This window comes from Janibacter indicus (genome assembly GCF_900176385.1).
Taxonomy (GTDB): Bacteria; Actinomycetota; Actinomycetes; order Actinomycetales; family Dermatophilaceae; genus Janibacter; species Janibacter indicus.
The window spans coordinates 105682-121326 of record NZ_FWXN01000009.1; the positions used below are offsets into that span (position 1 = coordinate 105682).

Here is a 15645-nt window from a genome sequence, read left to right on the forward strand (position 1 = left end):
ACGTCACACCCTAGGCGCTTGCACCGACGGCCCCGGCCCGTGGCAGGCTGGGCGCAGCCCCGAGGACCGACCCAGGAGACCCCCGATGACCGAGACCCCCGCCCCCACCGTCGCGCCGACGCTCGAGGGTGACCAGCTGCAGGCCCACCGAGGGGCGCTGGCCGAGCGGATGGGGATCGAGATCCTCGAGGCGGCGGCCGACAAGATCGTCGCCCGGATGCCTGTCGAGGGCAACACCCAGCCCTACGGGATCCTCCACGGCGGCGCCAGCGTCGTCCTGGCCGAGACCTTGGGGTCCATCGGCTCGGCGCTCCACGCCCACACGCTCGGCAAGATCGCCGTGGGGCTCGACATCAACGCCACGCACCACCGCGCGGCGCGCGAGGGATGGGTCACCGGCACCGCGGTCCCGGTGACGCTCGGCGGCAGTGTGGCCTGCTACGAGGTGACGATCGTCGACGACTCCGGCCGGCGCACCTGCACCTCGCGCATCACGTGCATCCTGCGCCCCGCGGCGCCGGGCGCCTGACGCTTGGGACGCCCTCGACGCACCAGGCCGCGGCCCTTCCTCCTTCGGCGTCTGACCGACCTCCGGTACCGGCTCGACCCTCGCGGCTGGACGACGAGCGAGGCCCTGCTCGCCGTGGCGCTCCTGGCCGTCGTCATCGGCCCGATCGCCGCCGCCGTCCAGGCCATGGCCCACGGCTGGCAGCCCAGTGGAGACGACGCCACCGTCGCCCTGCGCACCGCCGGGATCCTCGACGGCCACCTTCCGGTGACGGGCATGCGCAGCACCTCCGGCGACGGCGGCCACCAGGACCTGGCGACACACCACCTGGGTCCGCTGCAGTTCTACCTGCTGGCCCTCCCCCTCGCCCTGACCGGCGGGTCCGCCGCCGGACTGGCGGTCGGCGGCGCCCTCGTCGCCGCCGCCGCATCGGTGCTGAGCGTCGTGTGGGCCCGTCGCCTCGGCGGCACCCTCGGGGTCGTGGTCTTCACGGCCGGGGTCCTGCTCACCCAGTGGGCCATCGGTGGCGAGGCGATGTTCCGCCCCTTCAACCCCTACGCCCCGCTCCTGCCGACCTTCCTCGCGCTGCTGCTGCTCTGGGGGCTGGCACGTGGCGACCGCCGGGCGTTGCCCCCCTTCGTCGTCGCGGTCTCGCTCATCGCCCAGTCCAACCTGGCCTTCCTGCCGCTCGCAGTGGCCCTCGCCGCGCTGGCCACCGGCCTCGTGCTGCGGCCACGGCTCACCCGCACCCGTCGACGACGGCACCCGGACGACCGTCCGGCGCACCGGTGGGCGCTCGGGCTCGGCGTCCTCGTGTGGCTCCCGAGCATCGTCGAGCTGGTCGTCCACCAGCCCAACAACCTCACCCAGATCGTCCGCTGGGCCACCTCCGGCACCGGAGACCCGATCGGCCTCACGGCCGGCATCGGGCACCTCGACCTCATCGCCCCCGGCCCCGGAGGCTTCCGCCGCAACTCCCCCGACCTGCTCACCCAGGGGGGCGAGCTCGCCACGGTCGTCGGCATCGGGATCATCGTGCTGCTCGCGGCGATCGCCACCGGCTACCGCGTGCCGCAGGGGCGCGCGAGCAGCGCCTGGCCGGCGCGGGTGGCGCTCGTGGCCAACCTCGGGATGCTCGCGACGGCATCTCGCCTGCCGGAGTGGCCGCTGGCCCCCTACTGGGTCATCACGTGGCTGCCGGTGGCCGCCTTCACGTGGTGTGCCCTCGTCTGGCGCGGGCTGGCCTACCTCGACTCCGCGACACCGCACCTCCCGGTGCGGATTGCTCGCCCGCTCGGGGCGGCGCTGGTGGCCGGCGGCGTGGCGGCCACGGTCCTCGCCCTGCCGCCGGCATGGGCCGAGTACGACTCGATGACCCGCGTGGCGCGAGCGGCCGGTGACGACCTGGGTGCCGGCGAAGGCCGTCACCTGCGCATCAGCGGACTGGGCTTCGTCCCCACGCTCGGCGCCTCACCGGCCGTCGCCTGGCAGGCCCACCGGCAGGGCTGGCAGCCGCACTACCTCACGCCCTGGCCCTTCCCCGAGGACGCCGACCACCTGTGGGCCGGGACCGGCCCCGAGGACGCCGACACGATCTACCTCACCGACAGCGCCGAGGCCGAGCTGGCCAAGAACGTCCCGGCGACCGCCCGGGAGGTCGCCGTCCTGCGGATGACGCACCGTGAGGGAGACATCGGCGTCTATCGTGACCCCGGCAGCTGAGCGAAGGGGGCCGACGTGGACTTCATCGGTGCGGGCACCGTCATCAACGTGCTCGCGGTCGTCGCCGGCGCACTCGCCGGGATGGCCGTGGGCGGACGCCTGCCCGCCCGCACCCGCGAGGTCGTCACCGACTGCCTCGGTCTGGTCACCCTGCTCATGGCGGGCCTGTCGGCCGTGGACGTCACCTCGCCGGCGCTGGCCGACGCCGTCGGCACCGGGGCGCCGGTACTCATCGTGCTGGGCTCGTTGCTCATCGGCAGCATCGTCGGCTCGCTCCTGCGCATCGAGGAGCGGCTCGGTCGCCTCGCCGGGCGGGTTCAGGCCGTCGTCGGGGCGCGGCGCGACGACAGCGAGGGCCGTGAGCGCTTCGTCGAGGGGTGGCTCACCGCGAGCCTGCTCTTCTGCGTCGGCCCGCTGACGATCCTCGGCACCCTCGACGACGGGCTCGGTCGCGGCATCGACAAGCTGGCGCTGAAGTCCGTGCTCGACGCCTTCGCCGCCCTGGCCTTCGCCTCGACCTTCGGTGTGGGTGTGCTGATGTCGGCCGTGAGCGTCGGGGTCGTCCAGGGCTCGCTGACGCTCGTGGGAGTCGCCCTGGGCGCGGTCCTGCCGGAGGCACACATCGCCGCCCTCACCGCCACCGGCGGCCTGGTGCTCGTCGGGATCTCGTTGCGACTGCTGCAGATCCGGCAGATCCCCGTCGGGGACATGCTGCCGGCGCTGGTCGTCGCTCCCCTGCTCACCCAGCTCGTCGTCGCGCTGGCCTGAGCCCGGAGGCCCGGCTCAGGCCTTGTCCATCCCGGCGACGACGGCGTCGGCGACCTCACGCATCCCCAGACGGCGGTCCATGGCCGTCTTCTGGATCCACCGGAAGGCCTCGGCCTCGCTGATCTTGAGCTTCTTCATCAGCACGCCCTTGGCCTTCTCGACGGCCTTGCGCGTCTCGAGCCGCTCGCCGAGGTCGGCGACCTCGGACTCCAGCGCCTTCAGCTCCGCCCAGCGCGAGGTGGCCACCTCGATGGCCGGCGTGACGTCGGAGACCGTGAAGGGCTTGACGATGTAGGCCATGACGCCGGCGTCGCGGGCACGCTCGACGAGCTCCTTCTGGGAGAAGGCGGTGAGCATGATGACCGGGCAGATGCGCTTCTCACCGATGGTCTCGGCAGCCTGGAGCCCGTCCATCACCGGCATCTTGACGTCCATGATGATCAGGTCCGGCTGGAGCGACTCCGCCAGCGAGACGGCCTCCTCGCCGTTGCTCGCCTGGCCGACGACGTCGTAGCCGGCGTCGGTGAGCATCTCGGCGAGGTCGAGGCGGATCAGTGCCTCGTCCTCGGCGAGCAGCACTCGCTGCCCCTGGGAGGACTCCGTCTGCGCGGTCATGCTGGACCCTTCGTCGTAGGTTGTGCTCTGGTGCCGAGGGCGGGACTTGAACCCGCACGCCCTTGCGGGCAAAGCATTTTGAGTGCTCCGTGTCTGCCATTCCACCACCCCGGCCGGGGCGTGGTCAGCATACCGACCGGATCAGGTGGTGCCCGACTCAGCCCATGCCGCCGGGCAGCGCCCCAGCGGGCGGCTCGGAGTCGTCACGGTAGGCGATGGTCGTCTTGTTGCGAGCATCGCCGATGCGGTGCACCCGCAGGGCATTGGTCGAGCCGGGGACACCGGGCGGCGAGCCGGCGACGATGACCACCCGGTCGCCCTCCGTCACCCACCCGAGGTCGAGCAGCTGCTCGTCGACCATGAGTGCGTACTGGTCGGTGTGGGTCACCGGCGGGGTGAGGAAGGTCTGCATGCCCCACACGAGCGACAGCTGGGAGCGGGTGTCCTGCACCGGGGAGAAGGCGAGCATCGGCAGGCCGCTGCGGACCTGCGCCAGCCGGCGTGCGGAGCCACCGAGCTGGGTGAAGGCGATGAGGTACTTCACCCCGAGCGCTTCTCCGGTCTCGGCGGCCGCCGCAGCGATGACGCCACCCTGGGTCGTCGGCGGGGCCATGAGGTCGCGCATGCGGCTCAGACCCTGCTCCTCGGTCGTCTCGATGATCTTCGACATCGTCTTGACGACCTCGATGGGGAACTTGCCGACCGCGGTCTCCCCCGACAGCATCAGCGCGTCCGCGCCGTCGAGGACCGCATTGGCCGCGTCCGAGGCCTCGGCGCGGGTGGGGCGGCTGTTGTCGATCATCGACTCCAGGACCTGGGTGGCCACGATGACCGGCTTGGCCTTCTGCCGGCACAGCTCGACGGCGCGCTTCTGCACGAGCGGCACCTGCTCGAGGGGCAGCTCCACCCCGAGGTCTCCGCGGGCAACCATGATGCCGTCGAAGGCGTCGATGATCTCCTCGAGGGCGTCGACGGCCTGCGGCTTCTCGATCTTGGCGATGACGGGCAGGCGCACGCCGACCTCGTCCATGATCTCGTGGACCCTCGTGATGTCGTCGGCAGAGCGCACGAAGCTCAGGGCGATGTAGTCGGCCCGCAGACCGAGCGCCCAGCGCAGGTCCTGCTCGTCCTTGTCGGACAACGCCGGCGCGCTCACCGCGGCACCCGGCAGGTTGATCCCCTTGTTGTCCGACAGCGGGCCGCCGTAGACGACGACACAACGCACGTCGGTCTCGTCGACGTCGTGGACCGCGAGGGTGATCTTGCCGTCGTCGACGAGGATCGTGTCGCCCGCGCTCACGTCACCGGCGAGGCCTGCATAGGTCGTGCCGACGATCTCCCGGTCGCCGGGCACGTCGCGGGTGGTGATGGTGAAGTGGTCGCCGGCGGCGAGGGTGATCGGACCGTCGGCGAATCGCCCGGTGCGGATCTTGGGCCCCTGCAGGTCGACGAGCACACCCACGGCGTGGCCGGTCGCGTCGCTCGCCTCGCGCACGCTGCGGTAGTTGGCCTCGTGGACGGCGTACTCGCCGTGCGAGAGGTTGAGCCGGGCGACGTCCATGCCGGCCGAGACCAGCTCACGGATGCGCTCGGGGGTGGATGTCGAGGGACCGAGGGTGGACACGATTTTGGCGCGACGCATGTCACCACCCTATGACCGTGACGCCACCACGGACGAAGGGGGATGACCGCCGAGACGGTCATCCCCCTTCGTCGGGCCGTGCCGGCTCAGACGACGAGCGGACGGTCCGTGGGGTTGATCGGGCGCAGCAGCTGCGAGCGGCCCATGAGATAGGTGTCCACACCGTTGGCCGCGGCGCGGCCCTCGGCGATCGCCCACACGATGAGCGACTGCCCGCGGCCGGCGTCACCGGCGACGAAGACGCCCGGGACACCGGTCTGGTAGTCCTTGCCGCGCACGATGTTGGAGCGCTCGTCGGTCTCGAGCCCGAGCTGCGCCACGACACCCTCGGGGTCCGGGCCGAGGAAGCCCATGGCGAGCAGGACGAGCTGGGCCGGCAGGACCCGCTCGGTGCCCTCGACCGGCTCGAAGCCCTGGTCCGTGCGCTCGACCTCGGTCAGGCGCAGGCCGGAGACCTTGCCCTCGTCGTCGCCGACGATCTCGGTCGTCGACACGGCGTAGACCCGGTCGCCGCCCTCCTCGTGCGCCGAGGCGACGCGGAAGAGCATCGGGTAGGTCGGCCACGGCTGGCTGCCCGGACGCTCCGTGCCCGGCTGCGGCATGATCTCCAGGCTCGTCACGGACTTCGCGCCCTGACGGATGGAGGTGCCGATGCAGTCGGCGCCGGTGTCGCCGCCACCGATGATGATGACGTCCTTGCCCTCGGCGGTGACCTGGCCCTCGACCTCCTCGCCGAGCGCGACCCGGTTGGCCGGCGGGAGGAAGTCCATCGCCTGGACGACACCGTCGAGTTCCCGGCCCGGGACCGGCAGGTCGCGGGGCACGGTCGCACCGATCGCGAGGACGACGGCGTCGTAGCGGTCCCGCAGCTGCTGGCCGGTGATCTCGTTGCCGATGTCGACACCGGAGCGGAATCGAGTGCCCTCGGAGGTCATCTGCTGGATGCGCCGGTCGAGGACCCGCTTCTCCATCTTGAACTCCGGGATGCCGTAGCGCAGCAGGCCGCCCGGGGCGTCCGCGCGCTCGTAGACGGCCACCGTGTGACCGGCGCGGGTCAGCTGCTGGGCCGCGGCCAGGCCGGCCGGGCCCGAGCCGACGACCGCAACGGTCTTGCCGGTGAGCCGGTCGGGGATATGCGGGGGCACGTCGCCGCGGCCGAAGGCCTCCTCGATCGTGCGCACCTCGATCTGCTTGATCGTCACGGCCGGCTGGTTGATGCCGAGCACGCAGGCGGTCTCGCAGGGCGCCGGGCACAGGCGACCGGTGAACTCCGGGAAGTTGTTGGTCGCGTGCAGCCGCTCGATGGCGTCGTGCCAGTCGCCGCGCCACGCGAGGTCGTTCCACTCCGGAATGAGGTTGCCCAGCGGGCAGCCCGAGTGGCAGAAGGGGATGCCGCAGTCCATGCAGCGGCCGGCCTGGCGCTGCAGCTGGCCACGTTCCTGCTCCTCATAGACCTCCTTCCAGTCCTTGATGCGCACGTCGACGGGACGACGCTGCGGGAGCTCGCGCTCGCGGGTGTTCAGGAATCCATGCGGGTCAGCCACGGGAAGCCTCCATGATCCGGTCCCAGACGACGGAGCCGTCGACGTCGAGGCCCTCGGCCTCGGCGTCCGCCCGCACGTCGAGGACGCGCTGGTAGTCGCGGGGCAGGACGAGCTTGATGCGGTCCAGGCCCGCACCACCCTCGTCGAGCAGACGCTGGGCGACGGCGGAGCCGGTGCGCTCGAGGTGCTGCTGGAGCAGACCACTCACGACCTCCCGGTCGCCCTCGCGAAGGGGGGTGACATCGACGAGCTCGGGGTTGACGAGGGACTCGTCGAGATCGAGCACGAAGGCATTGCCCCCGGACATGCCGGCCGCGAAGTTGCGGCCGGTCGGCCCGAGGACGAGGACCGTGCCACCGGTCATGTACTCGCAGCCGTGGTCGCCGACGCCCTCGACGACGGCGGTGGCGCCGGAGTTGCGGACGCAGAAGCGCTCGCCGACGACACCACGGAGGAAGATCTCGCCCGAGGTGGCGCCGTAACCGATGACGTTGCCGGCGATGACGTTGTCCTCGGCGACGTACTTCGCGTCCTCCGGGGGCCGCACGATGATGCGACCACCGGACAGGCCCTTGCCGACGTAGTCGTTGGCATCGCCGACCATCGTCACGGTGATGCCTGCGGGCAGGAAGGCGCCGAGGCTCTGACCGGCCGAGCCGGTGAGGGTCAGCTCGATCGTGCCGTCGGGCAGGCCCTCCGGGTGCCGCTTGGTCACCTCGTGGCCGAGCATCGTCCCGAGCGTGCGGTTGACGTTGCGCACCGCGAACTCCGCCGCGACGTGCTCGCCACCCTCGAGGGCCGGCTGCGCCGCCGCGATGAGCTCGTGGTCCAGCGCCTTGTCGAGGCCGTGGTCCTGGGCCCGCGCGTGGCGCACGCCCGAGCCGTCGAAGGAGCTGACCTTGGCGAAGATCGGGCCCAGGTCGAGACCCGAGGCCTTCCAGTGCTCGACCGCCTTGCGGGTGTCGAGCAGGTCGACCCGGCCGATGGCCTCGTCGAGGGTGCGGAAGCCGAGCTCGGCGAGCAGCTCACGCACCTCCTCGGCGATGTACTCGAAGAAGGTCTCGACGAACTCCGGCTTGCCCGAGTAGCGCTCGCGCAGCTCGGGGTTCTGCGTCGCGATGCCCACCGGGCAGGTGTCGAGGTGGCACACCCGCATGAGGATGCAGCCACTGACGACGAGCGGGGCGGTGGCGAAGCCGAACTCCTCCGCGCCGAGCAGGGCACCGATGATCACGTCACGGCCGGTCTTGATCTGCCCGTCGACCTGCACCGCGATGCGGTCGCGCAGGCCGTTGAGCACGAGGGTCTGCTGGGTCGACGCGAGGCCGAGCTCCCACGGACCACCGGCGTGCTTGAGGGAGGTGAGCGGCGAGGCACCGGTGCCGCCGTCGTGACCCGAGATGAGCACGACGTCGGCGTGCGCCTTGCTCACGCCCGCCGCGACCGTCCCGACACCGATCTCGCTGACGAGCTTGACGTGCACGCGCGCCTGCGGGTTGGCGTTCTTCAGATCGTGGATCAGCTGCGCCAGGTCCTCGATCGAGTAGATGTCGTGGTGCGGCGGCGGGCTGATCAGGCCGACACCCGGGGTCGAGTGACGGGTGCTCGCGACCCACGGGTAGACCTTGTGGCCCGGGAGCTGCCCCCCTTCGCCCGGCTTGGCGCCCTGCGCCATCTTGATCTGGATGTCGTCGCTGTTGGTCAGGTAGGCCGACGTGACGCCGAAGCGACCCGAAGCGACCTGCTTGATCGAGCTGCGACGCTCGGGGTCCATGAGGCGCTCGAGGTCCTCGCCCCCCTCACCCGTGTTGGAGCGGGCACCGAGGCGGTTCATCGCGACCGCGAGGGTCTCGTGGGCCTCGCGGCTGATCGAGCCGTAGCTCATCGCACCGGTGGAGAAGCGCTTGACGATCTCGCTGACCGGCTCGACCTCGTCGATGGGGATCGACGGGCGGTCGTCGGCGAGGGCGAAGAGCCCACGCAGGGTCATCAGCCGCTCGGACTGCTCGTTGACCCGGTCGGTGTACTGCTTGAAGATGTCGTAGCGCCGCGCCCTGGTGGAGTGCTGGAGGCGGAAGACCGTCTCCGGGTCGAAGAGGTGCGGCTCGCCCTCGCGACGCCACTTGTACTCGCCACCGACCTCGAGGACCCGGTGCGGCGGGCGCATGCCCTCCGGCGGGTAGGCCCGCGCGTGCCGGGCCGCGGTCTCGGCCGCGATGACGTCGAGACCGATGCCGCCGAGCTGGCTGACCGTGCCGGTGAAGTACTCGTCGACGAGCTCCTGGCTCAGGCCGAGCGCCTCGAAGACCTGGGCGCCGCGATAGGAGGCCACGGTGGAGATGCCCATCTTCGACATCACCTTGAGCACGCCCTTGCCGAGCGCCTTGATGAGGTTGCGGACCGCCGTCTCCTCGTCGACAGCGGTGATGACCCCGCGACGGACCATGTCCTCGACGGACTCCATGGCCAGGTAGGGGTTGACCGCGGCGGCGCCATAGCCGATGAGCAGCGCGACGTGGTGCACCTCGCGGACGTCACCGGTCTCGACGATCAGGCCGACCTGGGTGCGCGTGCGCTCCCGGATGAGGTGGTGGTGCACGGCCGACGTGAGCAGCAGCGACGGGATCGGCGCGAGGTCACGACCGGAGTCGCGGTCGGACAGCACGATGAACCGGGCGCCCTCGGCGATCGCGTCGGAGACCTCGGCGCAGATGCGGGTCAGGGTGGCGCGCAGCGCCTCCTCTCCCCCGGTCACGTCGTAGAGACCGCGCACGACGTGCGTCACCTTGCCGGGCAGCTCGCCGTCGGCGTCGATGTGGACGATCTTGGCCAGCTCGTCGTTGTCGATGACGGGGAAGGGCAGGACGAGCTGGCGGGCGTGGTCGGGGTCGGCGTCGAGGACATTGCCCTCCGGGCCGATCGCCGTGCCGAGCGCCGTGACGAGCTCCTCGCGGATCGCGTCGAGCGGCGGGTTGGTCACCTGGGCGAACATCTGGGTGAAGTAGTCGAAGATCAGCCGTGGCCTCTCCGACAGGACCGCCACCGGGGTGTCGGTGCCCATCGAGCCGAGCGCCTCCATGGACTTCTCCGCCATGGGCATGAGCAGGATCTTCAGCTCCTCCTGCGTGTAGCCGAAGGTCTGCTGGCGGCGGGCGACGGACGCCGGCGTGTGCATGATGTGCTCGCGCGGGGGCAGGTCGCCGAGCATGATCCGGCCCTCGTCCAGCCACTGCCCGTAGGGGCGCTCGGCGGCAAGCTGGCCCTTGATCTCCTCGTCCTCGATGATCCGGCCGGCGGCGGTGTCGACGAGGAACATGCGGCCCGGCGTCAGGCGCCCCTTCTGCACGACGTGCTCGGGCTCGAGGTCGAGCACCCCCGACTCGGAGGCGAGGACGACCAGGCCGTCGTCGGTGACCCAGTAACGACCGGGACGCAGGCCGTTGCGGTCGAGGACCGCGCCGACGAGGCTGCCGTCGGTGAAGGTCACGCAGGCCGGGCCGTCCCAGGGCTCCATGAACATGGAGTGGAACTCGTAGAAGTCCTTGAGCTCCTGCGGCATGGTCGCGTGGTTCTCCCACGCCTCGGGGATCATCATCAGCACGGCGTGCGGCAGCGAGCGGCCACCGAGGTGGAGCAGCTCGAGCACCTCGTCGAAGGACGCCGAGTCCGACGCCTCCGGGGCGCAGATCGGCATGATCCGCTGCAGGTCACCGGGGATGATGTCGCTGCTCAGCAGGGACTCGCGCGCCCGCATCCAGTTGCGGTTGCCCTTGACCGTGTTGATCTCGCCGTTGTGCGCGATGAACCGGAAGGGGTGGCTGAGCGGCCAGCTCGGGAAGGTGTTGGTCGAGAAGCGCTGGTGGACGAGTGCGAGCTCGCTCTCGAAGCGCTCGTCGGACAGGTCGGGGTAGAAGGGCTCGAGCTGCGCGGTGGTCAGCATCCCCTTGTAGGTGATGGTGCGGGCCGACAGCGAGGAGAAGTAGACGCCGGTCTCGCGCTCGGCGCGCTTGCGGGCGACGAAGGCCAGCCGCTCGAGGGTCAAGCCGGAGACCTCCCCGCCGGGTGCGGCGACGAAGAGCTGCCAGAAGTCGGGCATGCAGTCGCGGGCCATCTGGCCGACGATGTCGCGCTGGACGGGCACATGGCGCCAGCCGAGGACCGTCAGGCCTTCCTCGTGGACGATCTCGTCGATGCGCTGGGTCATCGTCTCGCGCTCGCCCGCGTCCGTCGGGACGTAGGCGATGCCGACGGCGTAGTGGCCGGCCTCGGGCAGCTCGAAGTCGACGACCTCACGGAGGAACCGGTCGGGGACCTGGCTGAGGATGCCGGCGCCGTCCCCGACGAGCGGGTCGGCACCGGTGGCGCCGCGGTGGTCGAGGTTGGCCAGGGCGAGCAGGGCGTGGTCGATGATGTCGTGACCGGCGTGGCCACGCATCGTGGCGACCATGGCGACGCCGCACGCGTCCTTCTCGGTGTCACGACGGTAGAGACCGGTGTCGGGCGGCAGGGCGGACCAGCGGTCATAAGGGGAGAAGGACACATCGGTCACGTCGGTCACCGTCCTCGGGTGCAAAGGTTCGGACAGGTACCCGTGACACCGGAGCCGGGTCGACGGGGTACCTGTTTCAGGGGGGGCATCCGCGGACGTCGACGGCCACGGCGAGTGGAAGTGTAACAGCGCCTGTCTTACCTACTGAGAGGCACTGTCTCACTGTCTGAGATGTTGATCTCCTCGCCCGAGCGTGCGCGTCGGCCGAGGACGATGTACAGAACCACACCGAGGACAAAGACGGCGAGGCTCGTCCAGATGTTGACGCGCAGTCCCAGGATCGTGTTCGCGGCGTCGGTGCGCAGCAGCTCGATGAAGAAGCGCCCCACGGGGTAGCCCGCGATGTAGAGGGCCATGACCTGCCCCGGCGCCAGCCGCAGCCGCCGGTCGAGCACGAGGAGCGCGACCGCGAGGACGAGCAGGAAGAGCGACTCGTAGAGGAAGGTCGGGTGGAAGGTCCCGAGGACGACGGGGTCACCAGCCGCGTCGACCGCGGCCCGCCCCGTGGCGCCGTCCCAACGGTGGATCTCGAGCCCCCAGGGCAGGTCCGTGGCCGGACCGTAGATCTCGTTGTTGAACCAGTTGCCCCACCGCCCGATGGCCTGCGCCACGAGGATCCCGGGCACGACGGCGTCGGCGAAGGTGAGAAATGACACCCGGAGCTGGCGACAGCCGATCCAGGCGCCGACGGCGCCGAGCGCGACGGCACCCCAGATGCCGAGCCCGCCCTCCCAGATCTTCAGGGCGTCGATCGGGTGGCCGCCCTCGCCGAAGTAGGGCTGGGGGGTGGTGATGACGTGGTAGATCCGGCCGCCGACGATGCCGAAGGGCACCGCCCACATGGCCACGTCGAGCACGATGCCCGCCTCGCCACCGCGGTCACGCAGGCGGCGGTCGCCGATCCAGATGGCCGCAGCGATGCCGGCGAGGATGCACAGGGCGTAGGCGTGGATCGTCAGCGGTCCGAGCTCGAGGACCCCGACGGTGGGCGAAGGGAGGGCCGCCGGACTCATCGGGTGACCCTCAGGTCCCGGGGCACCGTGCCGCTGGTGAGCACCTGCTCGAGGCGCTCGGTGTCGGCCCGGCCGGTCTTCTCGTCGATGAGCGCTCCCCAGTTGAGCTTGGTCCCGCCGACGGAGATCGCCGGCGTGCCGGTGATGCCGTCCTTGACCGTCTGGTCGTCGACGCTCTTGACGTAGTCGACGTAGGTGTCCTTGTTGACGCAGTCCTCCCACGAGGCGAGGGATTCACCGGAGAGCCCGGCCTCCTCCGCGGCCTCGGTGTAGGACCCGTAGGGGAAGCCGTCTCGGGTCTCCTGCGCCGGCTGCAGCGCGAAGAGCGCGGAGTGGTACTCATCCCACCGGCCCTGGTCGGCGGCGCACACCGCGGTCGACCCGGCGACGGCGGACGAGTTGCCACCGGTGTTGGTGTCGATGACCGTCTTGAGGTCGCGCAGCCTGATCCTGCCGTCCTGGGCGAACTCGTTGATCGACCCACCCATCTTCTGCTCGAAGACCTGGCAGATCGGGCACCGGAAGTCCTCGTAGCCGTCGACGACCGGGGCGTCCTTGGCCGGCTTCGCCGCGGCGAAGGGCTCGATGGGCTCGCCCTTGGTCACTCCGTCGGGGAGCTGGGTGGAGCCACCCGCGCTCCCCCCGTCGTCGCGGCTGGCCCAGATGACGCCGCCGATGATCAGGGCCATCGCGAGGACGATGACGATGCCGGCCACGAGGATGACGTTGGCACCACCCCCGCTCCGGCGGACGGCCGCATGGGCCTTGGTCTTGCGATCGTTGGCGCTCACACGCTCTCCTTGTCACCGAAGAGGAGCCGATCGAGGCTCCAGGTCGAACCGGGCCGGGCGACCAGCCAGGCGCCGCACATGGCGAGCGCCAGGTCGCGGACGATCTCGCGACCGTACTTCGTCTCCTCGGGAGACACCTGACCGCCGCCTCCGAAGCAGCCGCAGTCGATGGTCAGCCCGCGGGCCCACGCCTGGGCGATGCCCACGACGAAGGCGAGCATGAGCAGGGTCCCGATGGCTGCGGACACCCTGGTGAAGAGCCCGAGGACGAGCAGCACCCCGACGACGATCTCGAGCCACGGCAGGGCGTAGCCGACCCAGCGCGCCACCTCGAAGGGGAGGACGTCGTAGGCCTGCACGGCCCGGGCCGCGCCGAGCGGGTTGCCGATCTTGAGCGCACCGGCGACGACGAGCACGACCCCGAGGACGAGGCGGGCGAGGAGCCCGGTGTGGTCTCGGAGCGCGGCAGCGCTCACGCCCGGCCCCGCACGCCCTCGGCGAGCTCGGCCGTCAGGTCGCGCAGGGCCGCCAGCCCCTCCTCGCGGCCCCGGTCGAGCAGCGTCGCCACGAGCGCGCTGCCGACGATGACGCCGTCGGCGAAGGTGGCGACCTCGGCCGCCTGGGCACCGTTGCTCACGCCGAGCCCGACGCACAGCGGGAGGTCGGTCGCCTCACGGACCCGGGCGACGAGCTGCGGGGCGCTGCTGCCCACGCTGCCGCGGGTGCCGGTCACACCCATCGTCGACGCGGTGTAGACGAAGCCGCTGCAGGCCGCTGTGACGGTCGCGATGCGCTCGGGGGTCGAGCTGGGGGCGACGAGGAAGATCCGGTCGAGGCCGTGGCGCTCACTCGCCTCGGTCCACTCCCCGGCCTCCTCGGGGATCAGGTCGGGCGTGATGATGCCGGCTCCACCGGCGGCGGCGAGGTCGGCCGCGTAGCGGTCGACCCCGCGGCGCAGGACGAGGTTCCAGTAGGACATGACGACGGGCACCGCGCCCGCGTCACGCACCGCGGCGGTGGCCCGGAAGACGTCGTCGACGTGCACCCCCTGGGCCAGCGCCTCGGTCGCGGCTCGCTGGATGACGGGACCGTCCATGACCGGGTCGCTGTAGGGCATCCCGACCTCGACGATGTCGGCACCGGCCTCGGCGAGGGCCCGCACCGCGGCGATCGACCCCTCGACGTCGGGGAAGCCGACGGGCAGGTAGCCGATGAGCGCCGCGCGCCCCTCGGCCCGGCAGCGGGCGAAGACCTCGTCCAGGGCGCTCACGCCTGCTCCTCCGACCCGTCGACGTAGCCGAAGTACTCGGCGGCGGTGTGCATGTCCTTGTCCCCGCGACCGGAGAGGTTGACGAGGAGCAGGCCGTCGGGGCCGAGCTCCTGTCCGACCTCGAGTGCCGTCGCCAGGGCGTGCGAGGACTCCAGGGCCGGGATGATGCCCTCGGTGCGGCAGAGCAGCCGGAAGGCGTGCATCACCTGCTCGTCGGTCGCGTAGCGGTACTCGGCCCGCCCGGAGTCGCGCAGGTGCGAGTGCTCGGGCCCCACGCTCGGGTAGTCGAGGCCGGCGGAGATCGAGTGCGTCTCGAGCGTCTGCCCCTCGTCGTCCTGCATGAGGTAGCTCATCGCCCCGTGGAGGACGCCGGGCTCGGCCGTGGCGAAGCGCGCCGCGTGGCGGCCGGACTCGATGCCCTCTCCCCCGGCCTCGACGCCGATGAGGCGGACCCCCTCGTCACCGACGAAGCGGTGGAAGATGCCCATGGCATTGGACCCGCCGCCGACGCAGGCGATGACCGCGTCGGGCAGGCGGCCGGTGAGCTCGAGGACCTGCTCGCGGGCCTCCTCACCGATGATCTTGTGGAAGTCGCGGACCATCTCGGGGAAGGGGTGCGGGCCGGTGACCGTGCCGAGGACGTAGTGCGTGTGCTCGACATGGGTCACCCAGTCGCGCATGGCCTCGTTGATCGCGTCCTTGAGCGTGGCGCTGCCGTGCTCGACGGCGACGACCTCGGCACCGAGGATGCGCATGCGCGCGACGTTGAGGGCCTGGCGCTCGGTGTCGACCTTGCCCATGTAGACGGTGCACTCCAGGCCCATGAGGGCCGCTGCCGTCGCGGTGGCGACGCCGTGCTGGCCGGCGCCGGTCTCGGCGATGACCCGCCGCTTGCCCATGCGCTTGGTGAGCAGCGCCTGGGCCAGGACGTTGTTGATCTTGTGGCTGCCCGTGTGGTTGAGGTCCTCGCGCTTGAGGACGATGCGGGCGCCACCGGCGTGCTCGGCGAAGCGGGGCACCTCGGTGATGATGCTCGGCCGGCCCGTGTAGGTGCGGTGCAGCCGGGCCAGCTCGTCAACGAAGTCGGGGTCGACGAGTGCCTTCTGCCGGGCCTCGTCGAGCTCCTCGAGCGCCGGGACGAGCGCCTCGGGCACGTAGCGCCCGCCGAAGCGGCCGAAGCGGCCGGGCACGGGCTCGGGGGTGGTCTGGTCGGTCACTGGTCC

The 15645-nt window shown here is 71.2% G+C and carries 12 protein-coding genes and 1 tRNA gene; 3 read left to right on the forward strand and 10 right to left on the reverse strand.

Annotated elements, in window-relative coordinates:
• Positions 1-85 precede the first annotated feature (85 nt).
• The 3 genes from B9B60_RS12010 (at position 86) to B9B60_RS12020 (ending at position 2998) form a co-directional block, all read left to right on the forward strand.
• Positions 86-529, forward strand: a complete 444-nt coding sequence (locus B9B60_RS12010) for a PaaI family thioesterase (protein ID WP_084451721.1) — start codon at positions 86-88, stop codon at positions 527-529.
• 114 nt (positions 530-643) lie between these two features.
• Positions 644-2230, forward strand: coding sequence for a hypothetical protein (locus B9B60_RS12015; RefSeq protein WP_084451722.1), 1587 nt, complete (start codon positions 644-646; stop codon positions 2228-2230).
• Between the two features lie 15 nt (positions 2231-2245).
• On the forward strand, positions 2246-2998 hold the full coding sequence (locus B9B60_RS12020) for a DUF554 domain-containing protein (RefSeq protein WP_084451723.1): 753 nt from the start codon (positions 2246-2248) through the stop codon (positions 2996-2998).
• A gap of 15 nt (positions 2999-3013) precedes the next feature.
• Here the strand turns inward: B9B60_RS12020 and B9B60_RS12025 are convergent, their stop codons facing one another.
• The 10 genes from B9B60_RS12025 to trpB form a co-directional block, all read right to left on the reverse strand.
• Positions 3014-3613 (reverse strand): ANTAR domain-containing response regulator, encoded by a 600-nt coding sequence (locus tag B9B60_RS12025; protein WP_072624725.1) that lies wholly within the window; start codon positions 3611-3613, stop codon positions 3014-3016.
• A 28-nt stretch (positions 3614-3641) separates the two neighbouring features.
• A tRNA-Leu gene (locus B9B60_RS12030) sits at positions 3642-3727 on the reverse strand.
• Positions 3728-3770: 43 nt separating this feature from the next.
• Positions 3771-5255 (reverse strand): pyruvate kinase, encoded by a 1485-nt coding sequence (gene pyk / locus B9B60_RS12035; protein ID WP_084451724.1) that lies wholly within the window; start codon positions 5253-5255, stop codon positions 3771-3773.
• 86 nt (positions 5256-5341) lie between these two features.
• Positions 5342-6799 carry a glutamate synthase subunit beta gene (locus tag B9B60_RS12040; RefSeq protein WP_084451725.1) on the reverse strand — a complete coding sequence of 486 codons (1458 nt, stop codon included), beginning with the start codon at positions 6797-6799 and terminating at the stop codon, positions 5342-5344.
• Complete coding sequence (gene gltB / locus B9B60_RS12045) at positions 6792-11357, reverse strand: glutamate synthase large subunit (RefSeq protein ID WP_143445560.1); 4566 nt, start codon at positions 11355-11357, stop codon at positions 6792-6794. Before gltB ends, B9B60_RS12040 begins: the two co-directional genes overlap by 8 nt.
• A gap of 128 nt (positions 11358-11485) precedes the next feature.
• Positions 11486-12361, reverse strand: coding sequence for a prolipoprotein diacylglyceryl transferase (gene lgt, locus B9B60_RS12050; protein WP_084451726.1), 876 nt, complete (start codon positions 12359-12361; stop codon positions 11486-11488).
• A complete protein-coding gene (locus tag B9B60_RS12055) occupies positions 12358-13152 on the reverse strand; it encodes a DsbA family protein (RefSeq protein WP_084451728.1) in 795 nt (264 codons plus the stop codon). The genes lgt and B9B60_RS12055 overlap by 4 nt, the downstream gene beginning before the upstream one ends.
• Positions 13149-13628 carry a MauE/DoxX family redox-associated membrane protein gene (locus tag B9B60_RS12060; RefSeq protein ID WP_084451730.1) on the reverse strand — a complete coding sequence of 160 codons (480 nt, stop codon included), beginning with the start codon at positions 13626-13628 and terminating at the stop codon, positions 13149-13151. Before B9B60_RS12060 ends, B9B60_RS12055 begins: the two co-directional genes overlap by 4 nt.
• Positions 13625-14422 carry a tryptophan synthase subunit alpha gene (gene trpA / locus B9B60_RS12065; protein ID WP_084451731.1) on the reverse strand — a complete coding sequence of 266 codons (798 nt, stop codon included), beginning with the start codon at positions 14420-14422 and terminating at the stop codon, positions 13625-13627. The genes B9B60_RS12060 and trpA overlap by 4 nt, the downstream gene beginning before the upstream one ends.
• Positions 14419-15639 (reverse strand): tryptophan synthase subunit beta, encoded by a 1221-nt coding sequence (trpB, locus tag B9B60_RS12070; RefSeq protein ID WP_084451732.1) that lies wholly within the window; start codon positions 15637-15639, stop codon positions 14419-14421. The genes trpA and trpB overlap by 4 nt, the downstream gene beginning before the upstream one ends.
• Positions 15640-15645: the final 6 nt, after the last annotated feature.